Here is a 20,414-nt window from a genome sequence, read left to right as displayed (position 1 = left end):
CCTCTCCTGGTGGGATCGCCTACGAATCACCGCGCCTGTTTTGACCCGCGCCCGCCGTTCTCACCACATTCACCACGCCGGCGACGAAGCCCAGCAACAGGAACACGATAAACCCGAAAGGCGACGTCGACAGCAAGCGGTCGAACCCCCAGCCAATCCCCGCTCCGACAGCGACACCGGCGACCAACTCGGAGGATAACCGGAAGCCAAGCGCCATCGCCGAGGCTCTGGCCGCTCTGTCCTCACCGTCACCTGCGGGTTGCTCGGTCTTGATCCGGCGGTCGCGCAATTCGGACAACCGCTGATCGAGATTTCCGAGCCGTTCGGAAAGCGCAGCTTCCTCGGACGATCTATCGCGATCTCCACTCTCACCGTGTCCCGTGCTCTGTGCCATGCGACAAAGACCCGAAACGCTGCGGCCAAATGGAAATTACGCCCGCCACCCTCAAAAGCCGCGCGGACCATACTGATGGCCCATAATCAAGTCAAGCCAAGTCACGATTGCGTCGCTTTCTGTTATGTATTTGATTTGTCTTATGATATCGGCGCGCGGTGCAGCGCTGCACACAGCGTGACGCCGCACCGCAGCAGGTCTACTCACGATCGGCGGACACAGCTGTCCTTTCGCCGCACGGCCGGGATCAAAGAAGCCATCGGGTTCGTTGAGCTCAGGGGCGGGTTTTTGGCGGCGGACCGCCCGATGGGGGTGTAGAATTGCGCAGAAGCCGCAGCAGCGCCGTGGCGGAGACAGCGATGAGACCAGCGACGTCATCCACAACATCATGGCTAGCGGCGGCTGCCGCAGTGATGATGTTCGGCGGCGGCCTCGTGGCTGCGCAATCGGCGCCCGACGGCGAAAATGGTCGCTACAGCATGACACCCATCCCCGAGGGCGTGCTGCGGCTCGACACGCGCACCGGCACGGTATCGACCTGCACCAAGAACGGCGCCGGCTGGGCGTGCTACGCGGTGCCTGACGAGCGGACCGCACTCGACGCCGAGATCGGCAGGCTCCAGGCCGAGGTCGAGAGGCTGAAGGGACAGCTCGCGGCGGGGCCGACGGTCTCGGGCAAGATCGACGAGGCGCTGCCGGAATCCGACCCGCTGAAGAAGGCCGAGCCCAAGGTCGCCGAGGGCGAGCGCAAGATCGAGATCCCGCTGCCGAGCGACCAGGACGTCGATCGCGTGATGTCGTTCCTGGAGAAGGCTTGGCGGCGGCTGATCGACATGGCCCACCGCGTGCAGAAGGACGTGTCGGGGAAAATTTGACGCGTGACGAGCCTCCGGAGTTGAGGGATTTTTGATGACATCAGCCAAATCCGTCACACGCTCGGCAGCATCGTCCGTGCAAGTCACCACGATCTCGTCGTCGCTGCTGACCGTGCAGACATCGGGCCGTGGCTTCACCGATCTCACCAGCGAAGCCGCAAAATTCATCGCCGAGGCGCACGCGCGCGAGGGCGCGCTGACGCTGTTCATCCGCCACACCTCGGCCTCGCTGACGATCCAGGAGAATGCCGATCCCTCCGTGCTGGTCGATCTCACCACGGCACTGTCACGGCTCGCACCGGAGAACGCCGGATGGATCCATGAGACCGAGGGACCTGACGACATGCCGGCGCACATCAAGACGATGCTGACGGGGACCTCGCTCCAGGTCCCGGTCCTGAACGGCAAGCTTGCGCTCGGCACCTGGCAGGCGATCTATCTGATCGAGCATCGCAGCCGCCCGCACCGCCGAGAGATCGTGCTGCAGTTCATCGGCAGCAATCAGTAAGCGCTCGAAACAAAACCGGCCGCGGAGACCGCGGCCGGTTCGTGTCGTCGATCGTGCTGTCGATCAGGTCGCCTTGATGTCGACGTCCTTGGTCTCCGGCAGGAACAGGAATCCGATCACGACGGTGATCGCCGCGAAGATGATCGGGTACCAGAGGCCGGCATAGATGTCGCCGGTCGAGGCCACGATGGCGAAGGCGGTGGCGGGCAGGAGGCCGCCGAACCAGCCGTTGCCGATGTGGTAGGGCAGCGACATCGAGGTGTAGCGGATGCGGGTCGGGAACAGTTCGACCAGCATCGCCGCGATCGGGCCGTACACCATGGTGACATAGACCACGAGGACGAACAGCAGGCCGATGATCGCCGCCACCTGCGGGCGGAAGATGTCGAACGGATGCGCCATCTTCACGATGGCGGCGTCGCCCGCCTTCGGATAGCCGGCCGCCTGCACCGCCGCCGTGATCGCGGGATTACCCGTCTTGGCATCGGTGTAGGGCACGTCCTTGCCGTTGACCACGACCTTCACGCCTGACCCGGCGGCGCCGTAGCTCGTCGAGTACTTGACGGACGACTGCGACAGGAAGGCGCGTGCGGTATCGCAGGGCGCGCTGAAGACGCGGGTGCCGACCGGGTTGAACAGGTCGCCGCAGCCTTTGGGATCGGCCACCACCTCAACCTTGACCTGCTCGATGGCCTTTTCCAGCGCCGGGTTGGCGTTGGTGGTGATCATCTTGAAGATCGGGAAGAAGGTCAGCGCCGCGATCAGGCAGCCGCCGAGGATGATCGGCTTGCGGCCGATTCTGTCGGACAGCATGCCGAACACGACGAAGAAGCCGGTGCCGAGCAACAGCGACCAGGCGATCAGCAGGTTGGCGGTATAGCCGTCGACCTTCAGGATCGATTGCAGGAAGAACAGCGCGTAGAACTGGCCGGTGTACCAAACCACGCCCTGGCCCATCACGCCGCCGAGCAGCGCGAGCAGCACGAGCTTGCCGTTCTGCCAGTTGCCGAAGGCCTCCGTCAGCGGCGCCTTCGAGCCCTTGCCCTCGTCCTTCATCTTCTGGAAGATCGGCGATTCATTGAGGCGAAGCCGGATCCAGACCGAGACTCCAAGCAGCAGCACCGAGACCAGGAACGGGATGCGCCAGCCCCACTTCGCGAAGTCGGCCTCGCCGGTCGCGGTGCGGGTGAACAGGATCACCAGCAGCGACAGGAACAGGCCGAGCGTCGCCGTGGTCTGGATGAAGGAGGTGTAGTAGCCGCGCTTGCCGTGCGGAGCGTGCTCCGCGACATAGGTCGCCGCGCCGCCATACTCGCCGCCGAGCGCCAGGCCCTGGGCGAGGCGCAGCGCGATCAGGATGATCGGGGCCGCGATGCCGATGGTTGCCGCGCTGGGGAGCAGGCCGACGATGAAGGTCGACAGACCCATGATCAGGATGGTGACGAGGAAGGTGTATTTGCGGCCGACGATGTCGCCGATACGGCCGAACACGATCGCGCCGAACGGCCGCACCAGGAAGCCGGCGGCAAACGCCAGCAGCGCGAAGATGTCGCGGGTGGCCGGCGGATAGTCCGAGAAGAACTGCACGCCGATGATCGAGGCGAGCGAACCGTAGAGGTAGAAGTCGTACCACTCGAAGACAGTACCGAGCGAGGAGGCGAGAATGACGAAACGTTCGTCCTTCGTCATGCCGGCGCTGCCTGGTGCCGATGTCGCAGTTATTGTCGTCATTCCGATTCGCTCCCGCTTGTCTTTTTTGGATTCGAATACTGATCTGCGCCATGCAGGCGCGCAGTTAATCGGAGCGAGCACTTACATGTTTGCCGCGTCCGGCCCAATAGTACTTTCGGCTGGACCGACTTTTGGATTACACGCAAACGGCGAGTACGTCTGATATCGGAGCGATTGCGCCGAAATCCTGTCGATAAGACGGCCGCAAGATACCTGCGCGGATCGGCAGAGATGATGAAGTCAGACTAAAGTCCAATCAGGGAGAAGATCAACGCGACCGTCCACATCACGATGGAGACGATCGCGGTCCAGCACGCGAACAGCAGATAGGTCTCGCGCATGACCGTTGAAATCGTCTTCTGCGCATGGGCTTGGGGCGGACGGTGCTCCTTGGGAAGATAGAGCCACATCTCGGTCCGGCGATGATCCTTGGTTCGGGCTTCGCGGGCCTTGAAGGCGAGGACAAGAGTCATTGCCATGCTCAGAAAGCCTCCCGCCTGAAACGCGATGCGCGGGAGGAAGGACAGGCCGATCATGACGCAGAAGATGGCGAGCGAAGCGAACCCGCATGCGCGCAACACAGTCTCATATGCGATACGGCGCATCTCTTCCATGAGCCGCTACTCCGTCGATCGAAATTGACCCGCCACATCGGATTGAGGAGCTGGTTCCAGCGTAGCGCCGGCGCGACCCGTCCTCAACGCCGCTTCAGCGGCTACAGTCCGATCTTGAGAAAGTTCCCGACAGCCGGAAGCGAGAGGATTGCGGTGCCAGCAAGCCATATCCAGAGTGAGACGCTGTTCGATTCCGCCGCGCCGGTGACCCGCTCGTAGATCGCCGCCGGAATTCCGCCAAGAATGACGGTGGCGGTCGAGACCATCAGCGATGCGAACATCAGCGTCAGCGACAGACTTCCGAAAAGCAGCGGGCCGGCGAGCATCTGCGCGTACAGGAGCGTGAAGATCAGCGACAGCTGGTTGAAGATGCCGTTGATCATTCCGAAAAATGCAATTCCGATGAAATAGAAACTGCGGCTCATGAGGCCGCTCCGCCAAATCGGGGGGCGAGATTGAGCAGCAGCAATGTGTAGTGAAACGCGACCCGCAGCCAGAACAGCCAGACGAATCCGAACAGCCACAGCACCACCGGTGGGGTTGCCTTCGGTGTCACAACTGCGACGACCGCTACGACGGGATCGGTGATTCGACAAAAGAATCGCCAGATGTAGTTCGGCGAGTCCGCATCGACCATCAGACCAAGCAGGACGCGGCCAAGCAATGTGTACATCAATGCCGCGAGCAGGAAATTGGGCAGATGAAAGTACCAATACGAAGCAAGTGACGTTGCGGTATCCAAAGGACGTTTCCCCTCGCAGCCGGGCAGCTCAATCTTCGCAACCTGCCTCTTGCACGACAATGGCAAGGGGCGCGTGTCCCGACAAGACAGACGTTGCGCGGCAAACAAAGATGGGGCCCGAGGGGCCCCATCTGCCGATAATGAAGTGCTGCGATACCTCAGGTGGTCTTTTCCTCAAGCACCGTTCTGCCTCGCGGCCTCCTGATGTCATCAACATAGGCCTGCATTTCCCTTGACGGCTCCCGGCCGAGCTTGCTGACGATATAGATGACGAGGAAGCCGAGCGGTGCCCCGAGGAGTCCGCAGGCGATGTTGGTAAGGTCGAACCAGCCGACCTTGTTGGCCAGCGGGTGCGCGAGCGTCGGGAAGCTCTCCATCGCGTTGGGCAGCGCCATGGCTTTGGCAATATCGACCAGCGGCGCTCCTGTCAGCGGGTTGGTCAGTGACGTCATGCCGAAATATTTGACGCCGGCACCCGGGAAATACCGGGTCGTCACCAGGTAGAACAGGCACAGGCCGAAGCCGGCGATGATGCCGCAGATCGCACCGGCCGCCGTCGTGCGTTTCCACCAGACGCCCATCACGAGCGCCGGGAAATTGCCCGCCATTGCAAGCGAGAACGCCCAGCCGACCATGGCCAGGATGTCCGCAGGCTTGGTGGCGGCCGTCGCGGCCGCGATCACGGCGACGCCCACCAGAAGAGCGCGCGCCACCGTGAGACGGCGCATGGTCGGCGCGTTCGGGTCGATCATCTTGTAGTAGATGTCATGCGACAGCGCGTTCGCGATGGCGAGCAGCAGCCCGTCAGCGGTGGACAACGCTGCGGCGAGACCTCCGGCCGCCACGAGACCCGAAATCACATACGGAAGGCCCGCGATTTCCGGCGTGGAAAGCACGATCACGTCCGTATTGATGACGAAGTCCTGCAGCCTCACGACGCCGGGATGTCCGGCGACCGCCTTGCAGGCCGCAATGATGGCATCGATATTGGTGGCGTTCTTGCCGCAGATTTGGATCAGCCCGAGTTCGCCCCAAGTGAACAGCCATGGACGAATGGCCGACAGGTCCCTGCCGATGATGTTGGTATAGACTTCCAGCTTCGAGAACGCCGCGTAGGCTGGCGCCGAGAAGTACAGCAGGAAGATGAACAACAGCGACCACGCCACGGATTGGCGCGCCTCACGCACCGACGGGGTGGTGAAATAGCGCATGAGGATATGCGGCAGCGAAGCCGTGCCGACCATCATGCACATGATGATCGCGAAGAAGTTGAGCGGGCTATAGTTGATGAAGGGCTGGATATGCGGCTTGAGCGCCGCGGCTGTCGCCAGACCCGTCGCCAGCATTTGCTGCTCTCGCGCGGTGATATCCGCGATTGCCTGTCCGTAGGTGAGTTCCGGGATCGGAATTCCATATTTCTTGATGGACAGGATCACGATCGGTGTCAGATAGGCTATGATCAGCACGACGTATTGCGCGATCTGCGTCCAGGTAACCGCCCGCATACCACCCAACATGGCGCAGAGCAGGATTCCGACCAGCCCCGCGAATACCGCGACTTCGAACTGCATGCCGAGGAATCGCGATGCAATAAGGCCGGTGCCGTAAATCTGCGCCGTGACATAGGTGAAGGAGCAGGCAACCAGCACGATCACGCCGAGAAATCGCGCAAAATTGCCGCCGTAACGGAAGGACAGGAAGTCGGGCACCGTATAGGCACCGAACTTGCGCAGGTAGGGCCCAATCAGGATGGACACCAGCACAAACCCGCCAGTCCAGCCAAGCACCCAGGCGAGGCCGTCATAGCCAAGCAAGAACAGTGTGCCCGCCATGCCGACGAACGATGCCGCTGACATCCAGTCGGCGCCCGTCGCCATGCCGTTGTAGAAAGCAGGGACGCGCCGGCCGGCGACGTAATACTCCGAGACCTGTGCGGTTCGCGTCATGACCCCGATGATGGCGTAGACCGCGAGTGTAAAAAACACGAACAGGTAGCCGAGGATCCTGTTGGGAACGCCGACCTGCTCGAGAATTGCGAGGAACAGGATGAATGCGAGGAACCCACCTGTGTAGGTGCCATACATCTTGCCCAGATTCTTGATGAAGTCCGAGCTGCTCGTAGCGGCTTGAGTAGCCATGGTCTCTTCCCCCCTCAATCGTCCTCAGCGAAATCGAATTCGCGGTCGATCTTGTCCTGCTGCTTCGCAAACATGAACAGCATCACCACGAACACAATGAGCGATCCCTGCGCCGCCATATAGAAGCCAAGCGGGAAACCGAGGACCGGGATGATGATCCTGTTGAGCGGCACCACGAACATGTGGATGATGAAGCCGAAGAAGAACCAGATGGCGAGATGCGTGAACATTAGGCGCGAGGTCTTCGCCCAGTGCGCTACCTCTCTTTCTTTCAGGTTTGTCTGGTCGGTCATTGGTTGCAAATCCTCCCTAAAAACCCGGTCCGCAAATGCGCCGGGATTAAAGATCGAGGGACTGCAATCCCATCAATGCGGCGTCCCCCGCGCCGCTGCTTCAACTGGTCTTATGCCAATTTGGAAGTAGCGCGAGGCTAACACCGTAGGTGGCAACCGCTTATTATACTTTTGTCGGGAAAATTTGTTGCGCCTGCTAACGGCTACGCCGCACTGAACATGGAGCTTTGCAGATGCGGGCTGAGGGGCGAAAGTGACCCGGCCCGTCTGGCAGGAAAAGGCTGCAATGAAGCTGTTCGAAAAGTTGTTTCGTCCCCGTCCACCGATTCGCACGCGGCAGGAGCTCGCGGATTTCATCGACGCACAATCTGCGTTCATCGCGCAGAAAGGTATCTACGAATACTCGCGCGCCCGCGCCGGCCATTACGCCAAGGTCCTGTTTGCCGAGGAAGGGTTTGCAAAGGCGGTCGAATATGCGCGCTGGCAGGCCTATCCGCTTGGGCTTGCGATGGTCGGCGAGATGGTCGATGGGGTGTTGCGCCCACACGCCGGGATGCAGCGCAGGGCGGTTCTCGACCAGATGATCCTCGTCGTCCTTTCGGTTTTTGATCGCTATCCAGTGCCGCCGTCGATTGGCGAGGTCGCCTGGCTGCAGGCGCGGCGCGAGCTGGAGCATCGGCTCGACCTCGCCGGCGGGCATGCGCCCAAGCGCGTGATGGACATTCCCGAGCCGCTGGCGGAGTCCTATTTTGCCATGATGCCGATCCACGAAAAGCTGCGCGGACGGGATTTCGAGACGACGCGCAACTACCTGCGTGTCAGTCTTTGCAACATCCACGACGAATTGGTTGATCGCATCGATGCGGCTGCGGTGACCAACACGCTGCTGGAGTAGGACCGCCCGGCCTCTGCCGGTGCCCGGTTGTCGGCCGGCATCGCACGTCCGGCTTTCCGAGGGGAGGACAATGGAAAGGACGAGTGGTGCTGCCCCGCTTTTGTCGCTCGACGCCGTTGTCATCGATGCCGAAACCACCGGGCTCGACCCACGCAAGGCACGGGTGATCGAGCTTGCCGGCGTCCGTCTGTCGGCCGGCAAGCTGGTCGATGGCGGTTCGTTTGTTCAATTGCTGCGGCCGCCCGATCAACCGATCCCCCCCGAGACGACGCGCATTCACGGCATCGACGATGCCACGGTCGCTGAATCGCCGCTGTTCGCAGATATCTGGCCGCGTTTCGAAGCGTTCCTCGGCCGGACTGTCGTCATCGGGCACATGATCGGTTTCGATCTCGCGGTCCTGAAGCGCGAATGCGATCTGGCGGGATTGCCATGGTCCCGGCCTCGAACGCTCGATACCAGGCTGCTCGCAGAGATCGTTGCGCCGGAACTGGGCGGATATGAGCTGGAGAACCTGGCGACCTGGCTTGGCATCGACGTGGTCGGTCGGCACTCCGCCCTCGGCGATGCGATCACGACGGCACGGGTATTCCTGGCGCTGCTGCCGAGGCTGCGGGAGCATGGTATCCGTACCCTTGCTCAAGCCGAGCGGTCCTGTCGTGCGCTCACTGCCGTGCTCGATGATCAGGTGCGGATGGGCTGGATCGAGGCGGTCGAAGCGACGGCCCGCATCGATGCAGAACAAGCGCTGAAGCGGTTTGACGCCTATGCCTACCGTCACCGCAACCGCGACATCATGCGGTCTCCGGCCATTTTCGTCGGGGCGGATGTTTCGGTAAGCGGTGCCCTGTCGCGAATGACGAGCGAGAGAATATCGGCTGTGTACATCAGCGCGCCGGATGCGGCCGCGGATGACGTCAAGGCCGTCGAGGCGGGAATCGTCACCGAGCGCGACGTGCTGCGGGCGATCGCCAGCCTCGGTGCCCCAGCGCTCGAGCTGCCGGTGCACCGGATCATGAGCAAGCCGCTGGCGTCGGTTGCTGAGGACGCGCTTGTCTATCGCGCGATTGGCCGGATGAATCGCCTCAAGACCCGTCATCTAGGCGTTGTCGATGAGGCCGGCCGCGTGGTCGGTGCGTTGTCCGCGCGGGACCTGCTGCGTCTGCGGGCAGGGGAGGCCATATCGCTCGGGGACGAGATCGAGGATGCCTCGGACACGCACGCGCTGGCGGTTGCCTGGGCGAAGCTGCCGCGGGTCGCGGAGGTGCTTTTTGCGGAAGCATTGTCCGGCCGTCAGATTGCGGACGTGATTTCCAGCGAACTCTGCGCCCTCACCCGTCAGGCCGCTGTGATTGCCGAGCGGCTCATGCGGGAGCGCGGCGAGGGCGCCCCCCCGTCGCCATACACGCTGGTCGTGCTCGGGTCTGCCGGACGCGGCGAAAGCCTGCTGGCGTTGGATCAGGACAATGCCGTGATTTTCGAGCGAGGCGAACCGGGAGGCGACGAGGATCGCTGGTTTGCGGCGTTCGGAGCGCACGTCGCAGATATTCTGCATGAGGCCGGTGTGCCGTATTGCAGGGGTGGCGTCATGGCGAAAAACCCGCCCTGGCGCGGCTCGGTAGCGACCTGGCGGGACCGCATCGAACACTGGGTCTGGCGCGCCAATCCAAAGGATCTGCTGTCGGTGGATATCTTCTTCGACCTGCGGGCCGTTCACGGCGACGGCAGCCTTGCCGTCTCCGTCAGGCAGGCTGCCTTCGCGGCAGCCGAGGGGCAGGTCGCATTCGCCAAGCTTCTGGTCGATGGGATCAGCGTCCCCAGGAGCCTGAAATTCTTCGGTGGCATCCGCACCGAAGGCGGCCGTATCGACCTGAAGGCAGCCGGACTGTTCGGCCTGGTCGCTGCAGCGCGTGCGATGGCAATCCGCTACCATGTAATGGGCCGGTCGACACCGCAGCGACTCGCCGGCGTGAAGGCCGTGGTTGGCCGCGGCGAGACCGATCTCGATGCGCTCGACGAGGCCCATGGCGTCTTTCTGGAGCTGATCGTGGCGCAACAGATCGTGGATGTGGCGCAGGGAACGCCGCCCTCCAATGCGGTCTTGGTAAAGCGATTGTCGGCCCCCGACCGCGAGCGATTGAGGGCAGCGCTTGAAGCGGTCACCATGATTGATGACTTGACCCGAGACCTTCTGTTCAGGGATTGAGGAGATCCGCCGGTCTTTTTTTTGCGCTGCAGCATCAGCCGGTTCACGCCTGCATTAACTGCCTCGCGACCAGGGGCGGAAGGTTGCCTTGCAAGACCGGTCCAGACAGTGAACAATTGCAAATTGCTGTTTGATCAGCAACGAGTTGGTATGCTTTCCCGATCTCTCGTCGGCGTGCGGAACAGATGACTGCAACATCCCCTGCAAACACCCACCTCGTCATCGCTGATGACCATCCGCTGTTCCGCGATGCGCTGCGGCAGGCGGTGGCCGGCGTTCTGACCGCAGCCAGGATCGACGAGGCCGGCTCCTTCGAGGATCTGACCAAGCTCCTGGAACAGACCTCCGAGGTCGACCTGGTCCTGCTCGATCTCTCGATGCCCGGGATCTCCGGCTTTTCCGGCCTGATCTATTTGCGCGCGCAATATCCGGCGATTCCGGTCGTGATCGTCTCGGCCTCCGACGACAGCGCCACGATCCGCCGCTCGCTGGATTTCGGCGCGTCCGGCTTCATCCCCAAGCGGTTCGGGGTCGAGACCCTGCGTGACGCCATCCTCAAGGTGATGGAAGGCGACATCTGGGTTCCCGCCGATACAGATCTGTCCGCCGCCGCCGACCCCGACATGACCCGCCTGCGCGACCGCCTGGTGACGCTGACGCCGCAGCAGGTTCGGGTCCTGATGATGCTGTCGGAAGGTCTTCTCAACAAGCAGATCGCCTACGAGCTCGGCGTCTCCGAGGCCACCATCAAGGCCCATGTCTCGGCGATCCTGCAGAAGCTCGGCGTCGAGAGCCGGACGCAGGCGGTGATTGCGGCCGCGAAGATCGCCGGTGGCCAATGGAAGCAGGGCACGCCGACGGGGTAAGGCGCTTGCTCGCTTACTCGCCGATGTCCGGTCTTGAGAGCGAAGCGGACTGATTCGGCGCGTTCATGCTTCGCCGGGTTTTGACCCTAAGCCGACCTTGCCACCGTTGCGGGCTCTCTTCACAGCGTTTATTGAAGGCTTTGATCGGAGCGCGGGATATGGGTGCGGACACCGAGCTGCAAATATTCGCAGACTATTTCCAGGTCTACCTCGCTGATCCCAAGGTGAGCGATGATTGGTCGGATGCCTGGAAGGCGCCGAGCGTGCTGGCAGACCGCTTCATCGCGTGCGAACGCATTTTGGGTTTCGCTACCGAACGAAACACAACAGTGCCAATCCGCGTGGTCTCGCACGACGCTGCTCCCGATCTGACAGATCAGGTTGCGCGCTCCGACCACGCCGTGAAGGCCGGACTGTTCACAACGGATGGTCGGTTGATAGTCGCAGGCTGCTCTGACTATTGGCGGGAAGCCTATCCAATTGCCGTCTCACCCGGATTTCATGGTGCAGCATTCTTCTCGTTTGGGCTTGCAAGTGTGAATGCGCTTCAAGGGAACGACCGATATGAGCTGCACATCTGGCCGGTCGGCGAAACGTCGAAGCCCGAGATGCTGGTTCGTTGGCAGCCAAAGTAGTCGCCGCTGCGGCATGTCCGCTCCCGGCCCAGCGGGTCTGTTGGCCATGAGCGACTTCCGCTTCCGAAGCAGGAGGTAAAGCGGACCTCGACAGGTGGGGCCCAACAGTCGCGACTGACCCGAACCGGACGAAGGCTGCTAGGTGCTATTCGGGTCCAGATTGCAGCTGCTCAGCGTACAGTTGGAAGCTGGTCGTACCATCTGACGCTGATATGCCCCAAGGGGCCTCAATAGTGATGTCAACGATTTGGCGCCCAGCACCATCTTGTCGTCTCGCTATGACTTCGCATGCAATAAGAATGGGCCGAGGAAATTGGCTGTCGGACCGGAGGTCTCCATCACACAGAACCGGCGCCTTCCCTACAATCACCCATTCCGCGCCCGACCTATCGGCGAACCGGCATTCCACGAACCCAGGAAAATCGTCAGAAATCCACCTCGAAATCTCGGCACGAATATACGTCTTCACGACCATTCCTATGGCCAGTCCCCGCTGTCCTCTTTCATAGCAGACTATGCCTGGGATGTCGCCTTCTGGCCCGACCCGGAAGTCCGACGATGCCCGATTCGGCGACGGTGTTGCAGGATGAGCGGACATCGGGTGGCGTTTTTTGAAGCATCTGTGTTAGTCCGCGGCCTAGCGTCACCCAAGGTCTTGGGTTGCCTGCGGGCAAAACAGCAAAGGATAGGTCAATCCGCCTTCACCAAGATATTCCCCTTTACCGAAATTCGGATTTGTCGTATGTGTCGCCCATCCTGATCCAGCGAAAAGGGGCGGTCGTACGTCGTCACGAGCCGCGGATCGGGCTGCGGTGGACGCATGGCGCCGTCGCGGATGGGAGACGCAGGGCGGGGTGATGGATTGAGCCGAGCCCCGTGAGCGTCTCGCAAGCCGCGTTGTACGAACGGCCCTAGTGCGTAACGGCAAAACCGTGTGGTCCTGGCCGTCGTTGCTACGGTCAAGCGCTTGCGGATGCGGCATCTGCGCCAACCGGCGCGGTGCCGGTGACTTTCGTGAGGGCGAGGGAGGCCAGAGGGAACTCGGCTCCCGGGAGAGCACGGCATAAGCCGTCCGACCATCGCGCAGGGAAGGCCGTGTGTTCGGCTCCACCTGTATGCTGCTGTGCGGTTCTTCCTGCGTGTGCATTTCGCGCAGCGGACCGCGGGTGCCAGCCGGCACCCGGCCTTCCCTGCGCCCTTTCTCCAGGAGGGCGTGACGAGAAGCACAAAACTCGGGCGAAACGCGCCGCGAGAAGGCGAATGTGTGCCTTGCGAACGAGATGCCGGTTTGAGGACGACAGCGGTTGCTCCGTCATTGCGAGCGCAGCGAAGCAATCCAGACTGTTCTCCGCGGAGGGATTCTGGATTGCTTCGCGGAGCCTGTCATCGGGCCGCGCTTTGCGCGGACCCGTTGGCTCGCAATGACGATGTGGAGAGAGCAGAGCAGCGCACCTCACTCCGCCGCCACCATCTGCTGCGTGCGCCACTGCCCGAGCAGGGCGCGGAGCGAGGCCGGCTTCACCGGCTTGTTGAGCACCGCGATCTTCTCGTCCCGCGCGGCGACCTGCACGGCGGGACTGCGATCGGCGGTGATCAGGATCGCGGGGATGGTGTCGCCGAAGCGGCGGCGGATCTCGCGGATGGCGGCGATGCCGTTGCCGCGATCGAGGTGATAGTCGACCAGCAGGCCGGTGACGCGTCTTCCGGCGGTCTCGATCGCGGCGATCGCCCCCTCGGGGTCGGCGACCGCGATCACCTCGGCATCCCAGGCCTTGAGCAGCGTGCGCATGCCGTCGAGGATCGCCGCCTCGTTCTCGATGCAGACGATCAGCGCTCCCGAGATCGGCGTGCGCGCCAGCGGCGTTGCGCTGGTCACGGCCGCGGTGTGGGTGACAGCCTTCGCCGTCGGCACCGTCACGGAGAATACCGAGCCGCCGCTGGCATTGGCCTCGATGGCGATGCCGTGATTGAGCACGCGTGCCAGCCGCTCGACGATGGATAATCCCAGCCCCAGGCCGCGCGCGATCCGCGCACCCTGCTCCAGGCGATGGAATTCCTTGAAGATCTCGCCGCGCTTGACCGGGGGGATGCCGACCCCGGTGTCATAGACGCAGATCTTCAGCGAGGCGCCGTGGCGGCGACAGCCGACCAGCACGCGGCCGCGTGGGGTGTACTTGATCGCGTTCGAGATCAGGTTCTGGAGCAGCCGCCGCAGCAGGAGGCGGTCCGACTTGACCGGGAGCGAGCAGGGCACGAAGGCGAGCTCCAGGCCCTTGGCGCGCGCGATCGGCGCGAACTCGATCTCCAGCGAGCGCATCAGATCGGCCATCTTGAAGCTCGATATCGAGGTCGTCATCGCGCCGGCATCGAGCCTGGAGATGTCGAGCAGCGCACCGAGGATCTCCTCGATCGCCTGCAGCGATTCGTCGATGTTCTCGACCAGCCGCGTCTCTTCGCCATTGTGCTGGCGCTCGACCAGGCTGGTGACATAGAGCCGCGCCGCGTTCAGCGGCTGGAGAATGTCGTGGCTGGCGGCGGCGAGGAAACGCGTCTTGGAGATGCTGGCATCTTCCGCCGCGCTCTTGGCCAGGGCCAGTTCGGAGTTCAGCCGCGTCAGCTCCTCGGTGCGATCGCGCACGCGCTTTTCCAGCGTCGCATTGGCGCGCTCCAGCGCTTCCGCGGCTTCGAAGGTGGGCGTGACATCGGTGAAGGTGATGACGAAGCCGCCGCCGGGCATGCGGTTGGTGAGCACTTCAATCACCATGTGGCGTTCCGGCAGGCGTTCGAGATAAGGCTCGCTGTCGGTGGTGTAGGCGGCAAGGCGCCGCTCCAGCAGGGCCTCGCGTCCGAGCGGATCGTCCGGATCACCGAGGCCGATGAATTCCAGGATTTCGCGCAAGGGCGTGCCGAACTGGATGAAATGCGGTGGCACATTGAGGAGGTCGCCGAACTGCCGGTTGGAGCAGATCAGTTGCAGATCGGCATCGAACACGGCGATGCCCTGGCGCACATGGTTGAGCGCAGTCTGGAGGATCTCGCGGTTGAAATGCAGCGCCGCGTGCGAGTCGTCGAGCAGCTTCAGTGCGGCTTTGGCGGAGACCGTCCGCTTGCGCAGCAGCAGCGACATCACGAGGCGGGACGAGGCCGCGCCGATCGAGGAGGCAATCAGGTGCTCGGCGTGTTGCAACAGCTCGAAATCGGCAGGTGCTCCTGGCTCCAGCCGCACGTTTCGCCGCGCCGAGAAGGCCTCGAAGGAGTGCCGTGCGCGGTCGGGGCCGAGATACTGCGCCACCGTGGTCTGGATGTCCTGCACGGTGACGGTGGTGCGCCAGCGGCGGAAGCTCGGGGAGATCGGTGCGAGCGTATTGGGCACGAACAGATCGGCCTGCAGCAGCTCGATGGAGGACGGCCGGCGCGCCAGCGACAGCAGCACATAGGTCAGGATGTTGAGCGACAGCGACCAGATGACGCCGTGCATCAGGGGCGGCAGGTCGGCGCCGAACAGCGCCTGAGGCCGCAGCGCCTCGATGCCGAACGGGCCGTGCTGGAGCAGCAGGATGCCTGACGTCGAGGAATCCATGAAGCTCGGGATGAACAGCGTGTAGAGCCACACCGCAAAGCCCACCAGCATGCCGCCGATGGCGCCGCGTGCGGTCGCGCGCCGCCAGAGCAGCCCGCCGAAGAAGCTCGGGGCGAGCTGAGCGATGGCCGCAAAGGAGAGCAGACCGATGGCCGCGAGCTGGGTATTGCCGAGCGCGCGATAATAGAAATAGGCCATCACCATGATGGCGAAGATCGCGAGCCGCCGCGAGCGCAGCAGGAAGTTGCTGAAATCGGCACCGCCGGTGCGCCCCTCCGGCCGACGTTGCAGCACCAGGGGCACCACGAGGTCGTTCGAGACCATGATGGAGAGCGCGACGCATTCGACGATCACCATCGCAGTCGCCGCCGACAGTCCGCCGACGAAGACAGCACCGCTGAGCAGATTCGCACCTCCCTTCATCGGCAGGGCCAGCACGTACATGTCAGGATCGGCGGTGCCGAAGGGGAAGGTCACGAGGCCGGCGAGCGCGATCGGGATCACGAACAGATTGATGGCGACGAGGTAGAGCGGAAACAGCCAGCGCGCGCGGCCGACCTCGGCGTCCGAGGAATTCTCCACCACGCTGACGTGAAACTGGCGCGGCAGCAGCATGATCGCGCACAGCGACAGCAACGTCATGGTCAGGAAGTTGCCGATCGATGGGGAATAGTTGATCGCGCGCACCGCCTCCGGCGTCTTCATGGCGCTCTCGATCAATTCTTGCGGTGAAAACATCCAGAAGGTGACGAAGACGCCGGCAGCGAGGAAGGCGACCAGCTTGACGATGGACTCGGTGGCGATCGCCAGCATCAGGCCGTGCTGGTGCTCGGTGGCGTCGGTCTGCCGCGTGCCGAACAGCACGGCGAAGGCCGCCATCGCCAGCGTCACCATCAGCGCCACGTCGCCGAGGATCGGGATGTGGGAGAAGGCCTGGTCTTCGCTCAGGATCGTTCCGAGCGAGGAGGCGACCGCCTTGAGCTGGAGCGCGATATAGGGCACCGAGCCGATGATCGCGATCAGCGCGACGGTCGCCGCCACGGCCTGGTTCTTGCCGTAGCGGGCGCCGATGAAGTCTGCGATCGAGGTGATGTTTTGGGCTTTCGCGAGCTGGATCACGCGGCGGAGCACGCCGGCGCCGAGCCCGATCATGAGGATCGGGCCGACATAGATCGCGAGGAAGTCGGTCGAGGTGCGGGTGGCGAAGCCGACCGAGCCGAAGAAGGTCCATGAGGTACAGTAGATCGCCAGCGACAGCGGGTAGATCAGCCCGGAGGCACGGCCGCGTCCGGCCGGCGAGCGGCGGTCGCCATGGCTCGCCACCAGGAACAGGAAGCCGATATAGCCGAAGGCGGCGGCGATCACGCCCCAGTCGTGCAGCATGGCGAGCGCGCTTCTCCCTGGGCGCTGGCCGCGCCCGCTCTCATTTTCCCTGTAAACCTAGCGCGTTGGACGGGTGTAGGCGACAGCGAAATGCCCGGCGGGGGCGGGAACTGGAGGCGTCGTTAAGCACCTCCCCTTCCAGGGCAGGGCGATCGCATATGCTTTCACGGGGACTGTCCGCGGGCTTGCTCCGCCTCTCCCGCTTGCGGGAGAGGCCGACGCGCCCCGGGCGATGCGAAGCATCGTCCCGCGCGCGGCGGGTGAGGGCTCTCGCCGCGCTGGGATATGCTCGGCAAATTCTCGACAACCCCAACGCGGAGACACCCCTCTCGCCAACCCTCCCCCGCAAGCGGGGGAGGGAGCGCACTGCCGATGCAGCAGCATCGTGCAAGCCATATGCGATCGCCCTGCCCTCCAGGGGAGGGTAAGAAAGACCTACTCCGCCGCCAGCGACTTCTCGCGCAGCGGCAGGCCGAGGCGGTCCCACACTTGCAGCAGCGCTTCGGCGAGCTGATCGATCAGGCCGTCGTCGTGATAGGGCGAGGGGGTGATGCGCAGGCGCTCGGAGCCCTTGGCGACGGTCGGATAGTTGATCGGCTGGATGTAGATCCCGTGCTCTTCGAGCAGGAGATCGGAGGCCTGCTTGCACTTCTCGGGATCGCCGACGAACAGCGGCACGATATGGGTGTCGCTCGACATCACCGGCAGGCCGGCGGCATTGAGGATCGCCTTGACGCGGGCGGCGCGGTCCTGGTGGCGCTCGCGCTCCCAGCTCGACGTCTTCAGGTGTCTGATCGCGGCGGTTGCGGCCGAGCAGACCGCCGGCGGCAGCGCGGTGGTGAAGATGAAGCCCGGCGCATAGGAGCGCACGGCGTCGATGATCTGGCCATTGGCGGCGATGTAGCCGCCGAGGCAGCCGAACGCCTTGGCCAGCGTGCCCTCGAGAATGTCGATGCGATGCATGACGCCGTCACGCTCGGCAATGCCGCCGCCGCGCGGACCGTACATGCCGACGGCATGGACTTCGTCGACATAGGTCATCGCGCCATACGTCTCGGCGAGATCGCAGATCTTGGCGAGCGGCGCGACATCGCCGTCCATGGAATAGAGGCTCTCGCAGACGATCAGCTTCGGCCGATTGGGGCCGGCCGCTTTCAACAGCTCTTCGAGATGCGCAAGATCGTTGTGGCGGAATACGACCCGCTCGCAGCCGGACTGGCGGATGCCCTCGATCATCGAATTGTGGTTGAGCTCGTCCGACAGGATCAGGCAGTTCGGAATGAGTTTTGCGATGGTCGGGATGCCGGTCTGGTTCGAGACATAGCCCGAGGTGAACAGCAGTGCGGCTTCCTTGCCGTGGAGATCGGCGAGCTCGGCTTCGAGCTGGACCAGCGGATGGTGCGTGCCGGCGATGTTGCGGGTGCCGCCGGCGCCGGTGCCGACGCGCGTGGCGGTCTCGACCATGGCGCCGACCACCTTCGGGTGCTGGCCCATGCCGAGATAGTCGTTGGAGCACCAGATCACGACGTCGCGCTTGCCCTTGGGCGAGTGCCAGACTGCATGCGGGAACCGGCCGGCCGTGCGTTCGAGGTCGGCGAACACGCGATAGCGCCGCTCGGTGTGGAGACGATCGAGCGCGGAATCGAAGAACTGATTGTAATCCATCGGCAAACCTGCAACGGAGCCCGGCCATGACGGCCGCTCATTTTTAGAGCTTTTCCAGCTCCAATGTCTATGCGCCAGGACACCTTAGAGGCAAGGCGAGCGTGCCAATTGATAACCGCCGGTCCGGCGGCGATTGTTGATTTGGATCAAGCGCCTAACACGGACCTGCCGGTCGGGACCGGGGTTGCCGGGAAGGCAGGGGCAGCCGTGGACATTTTGTCCATGGCCCGCCTCCGTCCATGATGGCGGAACTGGTCGCGCCGACGCCATGGCCTTGCCCGGCTGGGGCAGCGTTCGGTCGGACAGCCCATGCGAAAGGAAGCCGCGATGAAGCGCGTGATGATCCTCAACGGCCCCAACCTCAATATGCTCGGCATCCGCGAGCCGCACATCTACGGCACGACGACGCTCGCAGAGGTCAACGCGAGCTGCGAGGACGCCGCCGCCAAGCTCGGCCTCAAGCTTGCCTTCCACCAGTCCAACCATGAGGGCGTGCTCGTCGATCTGATCCAGTCGGCGCGGCAGGACGCCGATGCCATCGTCATCAACCCGGCCGGTCTCTCCTTCACCTCGGTCTCGATCCTGGACGCGATCAAGACATTCGAGGGCCCGGTGCTGGAGGTGCACATCTCCAACATCCACGCCCGCGACGAATATCATCGCCACTCGAAGATCTCGTACGTGGCGACCGGCGTGATCTGCGGGCTCGGCCCGTTCGGCTACATCGCGGCGCTGCACGCGATCGCGAATATGAAGTGAGGTGCTGCCGCGGCAACGGTGCGCTCCCTCTCCCCGTACGCGGGGAGAGGCGAAGAGCCGCTCACGTCGTCCGAAACTGCAGCACGCCGTCTTGCATCTCGGCCGTCAGCCGGCCCTCGACGATCATGTAGTTGACGTGGGCGACCAGCTCGCCGGCGGCAAAACCCATCTGGTGCTCGTCCAGGACGTGCTTGTTGAACACGACAGGCACCAAGGCGCGGGAGGTTTGCGGCACCTCGCGGCAGGCTTCCGCGATCAGGCGGCAGCGCTCCTCGTGGTGGTCGGCGAGCTGCTTGATGCGGGTCTTCAATCCGTAGAACGGCACGCCGTGGCCGGGCAGCACCAGCACGTCGTAGGGAAGCGTCGTGGTGAGGCTGGCGAGCGAGGCGAGATATTCGCCGAGCGAGTTCTGGTCGGGCTCGACCGCCCAGACGCTGACATTCGGCGAGATCTTGCTCAGCACCTGGTCGGCGGAGAGGAACAGCTTGTCGTCGGCGCAATACAGCATCACCTGGTCGAGCGCGTGGCCGCCGCCGGTGATTACCTTGAAGCGGCGCGTGCCGATCACGACGTCGTCGCCATGCGAGATGCGGCGGTAGGACGGCGGCAGCACCGAGACGCGCTTGAGATAGTCCTGACCGCGGCCGAGCAGCTTTTCAGTGAGCGACTCGTCCATGCCATGGCGGCGGAAGAACAGCCGCTGCGCCTCACGCCGCTCCTCGGTGCCGCGGTTCTGGTGATAGACCGATTGTAGATATTCGACCTGCGACATCACCAGCGGGCAGCTGAAACGCTCGACGATCCACCCGGCGAGACCGACATGGTCGGGGTGGGAGTGGGTGACGATCAGGCGCGTGATGTTGACGCCCTTCAGCGGTCCATCGAACAGCTTGGTCCAGGCCTCGATCGTCTCCTCGTTGCCGAAGCCGGCATCGATCATGGCATAGCCGTCGCCTTCGGCGAGCAGATAGATGTTCACGTGGTTGAGGCGGAACGGCAGCTTCAACCGTGCCCACAACACGCCGGGCCGCACCTCGACGACCTGTTCGGGGCCGGGGTGCTGTTCCCAGGGGTAGCGCAGGGCCTCGGCCGAGGACTGTGCGGTATCGGTTTTTGAGCTCATGCTAACC

18 protein-coding genes are annotated in these 20,414 nt (G+C 63.4%); 8 read left to right on the top strand and 10 right to left on the bottom strand.

Annotation, left to right across the window (positions count from 1 at the left end; translation table 11 throughout):
• Positions 1-19: 19 nt before the first annotated feature.
• Positions 20-394, bottom strand: coding sequence for an AtpZ/AtpI family protein (locus CVM73_RS13890; RefSeq protein ID WP_100232532.1), 375 nt, complete (start codon positions 392-394; stop codon positions 20-22).
• Between the two features lie 359 nt (positions 395-753).
• On the opposite strand from CVM73_RS13890, the gene CVM73_RS13880 reads away from it, so the two are divergent.
• A complete protein-coding gene (locus tag CVM73_RS13880) occupies positions 754-1,269 on the top strand; it encodes a hypothetical protein (RefSeq protein WP_100232580.1) in 516 nt (171 codons plus the stop codon).
• A 34-nt stretch (positions 1,270-1,303) separates the two neighbouring features.
• The gene (locus tag CVM73_RS13875) at positions 1,304-1,777 is read left to right on the top strand and encodes a secondary thiamine-phosphate synthase enzyme YjbQ (protein WP_100232531.1); all 474 of its coding nucleotides are present in this window, start codon (positions 1,304-1,306) and stop codon (positions 1,775-1,777) included.
• A 63-nt stretch (positions 1,778-1,840) separates the two neighbouring features.
• Here CVM73_RS13875 and CVM73_RS13870 read toward each other — a convergent pair whose 3' ends face one another.
• The gene (locus CVM73_RS13870; RefSeq protein ID WP_208639199.1) at positions 1,841-3,466 is read right to left on the bottom strand and encodes an MFS transporter; all 1,626 of its coding nucleotides are present in this window, start codon (positions 3,464-3,466) and stop codon (positions 1,841-1,843) included.
• Between CVM73_RS13870 and CVM73_RS40320 the strand changes: the two genes are divergently transcribed.
• Positions 3,441-3,671 (top strand): hypothetical protein, encoded by a 231-nt coding sequence (locus tag CVM73_RS40320; protein WP_167406811.1) that lies wholly within the window; start codon positions 3,441-3,443, stop codon positions 3,669-3,671. The two genes, CVM73_RS13870 and CVM73_RS40320, sit on opposite strands and share 26 nt — an antisense overlap.
• A gap of 82 nt (positions 3,672-3,753) precedes the next feature.
• Here CVM73_RS40320 and CVM73_RS13865 read toward each other — a convergent pair whose 3' ends face one another.
• The 5 genes from CVM73_RS13865 to CVM73_RS13845 form a co-directional block, all read right to left on the bottom strand.
• Entirely contained in the window at positions 3,754-4,122 is a 369-nt protein-coding gene (locus CVM73_RS13865; protein ID WP_100232529.1) for a hypothetical protein, read from the bottom strand.
• Positions 4,123-4,223: 101 nt separating this feature from the next.
• Positions 4,224-4,547 (bottom strand): hypothetical protein, encoded by a 324-nt coding sequence (locus CVM73_RS13860; protein WP_100232528.1) that lies wholly within the window; start codon positions 4,545-4,547, stop codon positions 4,224-4,226.
• A complete protein-coding gene (locus tag CVM73_RS40655) occupies positions 4,544-4,864 on the bottom strand; it encodes a YggT family protein (RefSeq protein WP_100232527.1) in 321 nt (106 codons plus the stop codon). Before CVM73_RS40655 ends, CVM73_RS13860 begins: the two co-directional genes overlap by 4 nt.
• Before the next feature lie 158 nt (positions 4,865-5,022).
• Positions 5,023-7,002 (bottom strand): sodium:solute symporter family protein, encoded by a 1,980-nt coding sequence (locus tag CVM73_RS13850; RefSeq protein ID WP_100232526.1) that lies wholly within the window; start codon positions 7,000-7,002, stop codon positions 5,023-5,025.
• Positions 7,003-7,016: 14 nt separating this feature from the next.
• On the bottom strand, positions 7,017-7,295 hold the full coding sequence (locus CVM73_RS13845) for a DUF4212 domain-containing protein (protein WP_100232525.1): 279 nt from the start codon (positions 7,293-7,295) through the stop codon (positions 7,017-7,019).
• A gap of 286 nt (positions 7,296-7,581) precedes the next feature.
• Between CVM73_RS13845 and CVM73_RS13840 the strand changes: the two genes are divergently transcribed.
• From CVM73_RS13840 to CVM73_RS13825, 4 genes are all read left to right on the top strand, one after another.
• Positions 7,582-8,190, top strand: coding sequence for a hypothetical protein (locus CVM73_RS13840; RefSeq protein WP_146006597.1), 609 nt, complete (start codon positions 7,582-7,584; stop codon positions 8,188-8,190).
• Positions 8,191-8,260: 70 nt separating this feature from the next.
• Positions 8,261-10,396, top strand: coding sequence for a DUF294 nucleotidyltransferase-like domain-containing protein (locus CVM73_RS13835; protein ID WP_100232523.1), 2,136 nt, complete (start codon positions 8,261-8,263; stop codon positions 10,394-10,396).
• 185 nt (positions 10,397-10,581) lie between these two features.
• Positions 10,582-11,262: a response regulator gene (locus CVM73_RS13830; protein ID WP_100232522.1), complete on the top strand. Its 681-nt coding sequence runs from the start codon at positions 10,582-10,584 to the stop codon at positions 11,260-11,262.
• Between the two features lie 158 nt (positions 11,263-11,420).
• Positions 11,421-11,897, top strand: coding sequence for a hypothetical protein (locus CVM73_RS13825; protein ID WP_100232521.1), 477 nt, complete (start codon positions 11,421-11,423; stop codon positions 11,895-11,897).
• A 1,453-nt stretch (positions 11,898-13,350) separates the two neighbouring features.
• On the opposite strand, the gene CVM73_RS13815 is transcribed toward CVM73_RS13825, so the two are convergent.
• Positions 13,351-16,860, bottom strand: a complete 3,510-nt coding sequence (locus CVM73_RS13815; RefSeq protein ID WP_100232520.1) for a PAS domain-containing hybrid sensor histidine kinase/response regulator — start codon at positions 16,858-16,860, stop codon at positions 13,351-13,353.
• 435 nt (positions 16,861-17,295) lie between these two features.
• Positions 17,296-18,525 (bottom strand): 5-aminolevulinate synthase, encoded by a 1,230-nt coding sequence (gene hemA, locus CVM73_RS13810; RefSeq protein ID WP_100232519.1) that lies wholly within the window; start codon positions 18,523-18,525, stop codon positions 17,296-17,298.
• Positions 18,526-18,852: 327 nt separating this feature from the next.
• On the opposite strand from hemA, the gene aroQ reads away from it, so the two are divergent.
• A complete protein-coding gene (gene aroQ / locus CVM73_RS13800) occupies positions 18,853-19,284 on the top strand; it encodes a type II 3-dehydroquinate dehydratase (protein ID WP_100232579.1) in 432 nt (143 codons plus the stop codon).
• A 61-nt stretch (positions 19,285-19,345) separates the two neighbouring features.
• On the opposite strand, the gene CVM73_RS13795 is transcribed toward aroQ, so the two are convergent.
• Positions 19,346-20,407, bottom strand: coding sequence for an MBL fold metallo-hydrolase (locus CVM73_RS13795; protein WP_100232517.1), 1,062 nt, complete (start codon positions 20,405-20,407; stop codon positions 19,346-19,348).
• Positions 20,408-20,414 lie beyond the last annotated feature (7 nt).

Source organism: Bradyrhizobium forestalis, assembly GCF_002795245.1.
Lineage (GTDB): Bacteria > Pseudomonadota > Alphaproteobacteria > Rhizobiales > Xanthobacteraceae > Bradyrhizobium > Bradyrhizobium forestalis.
Note: the sequence above shows the minus strand (reverse complement) of the source record. Positions and strands in the feature narration are given on the sequence as shown.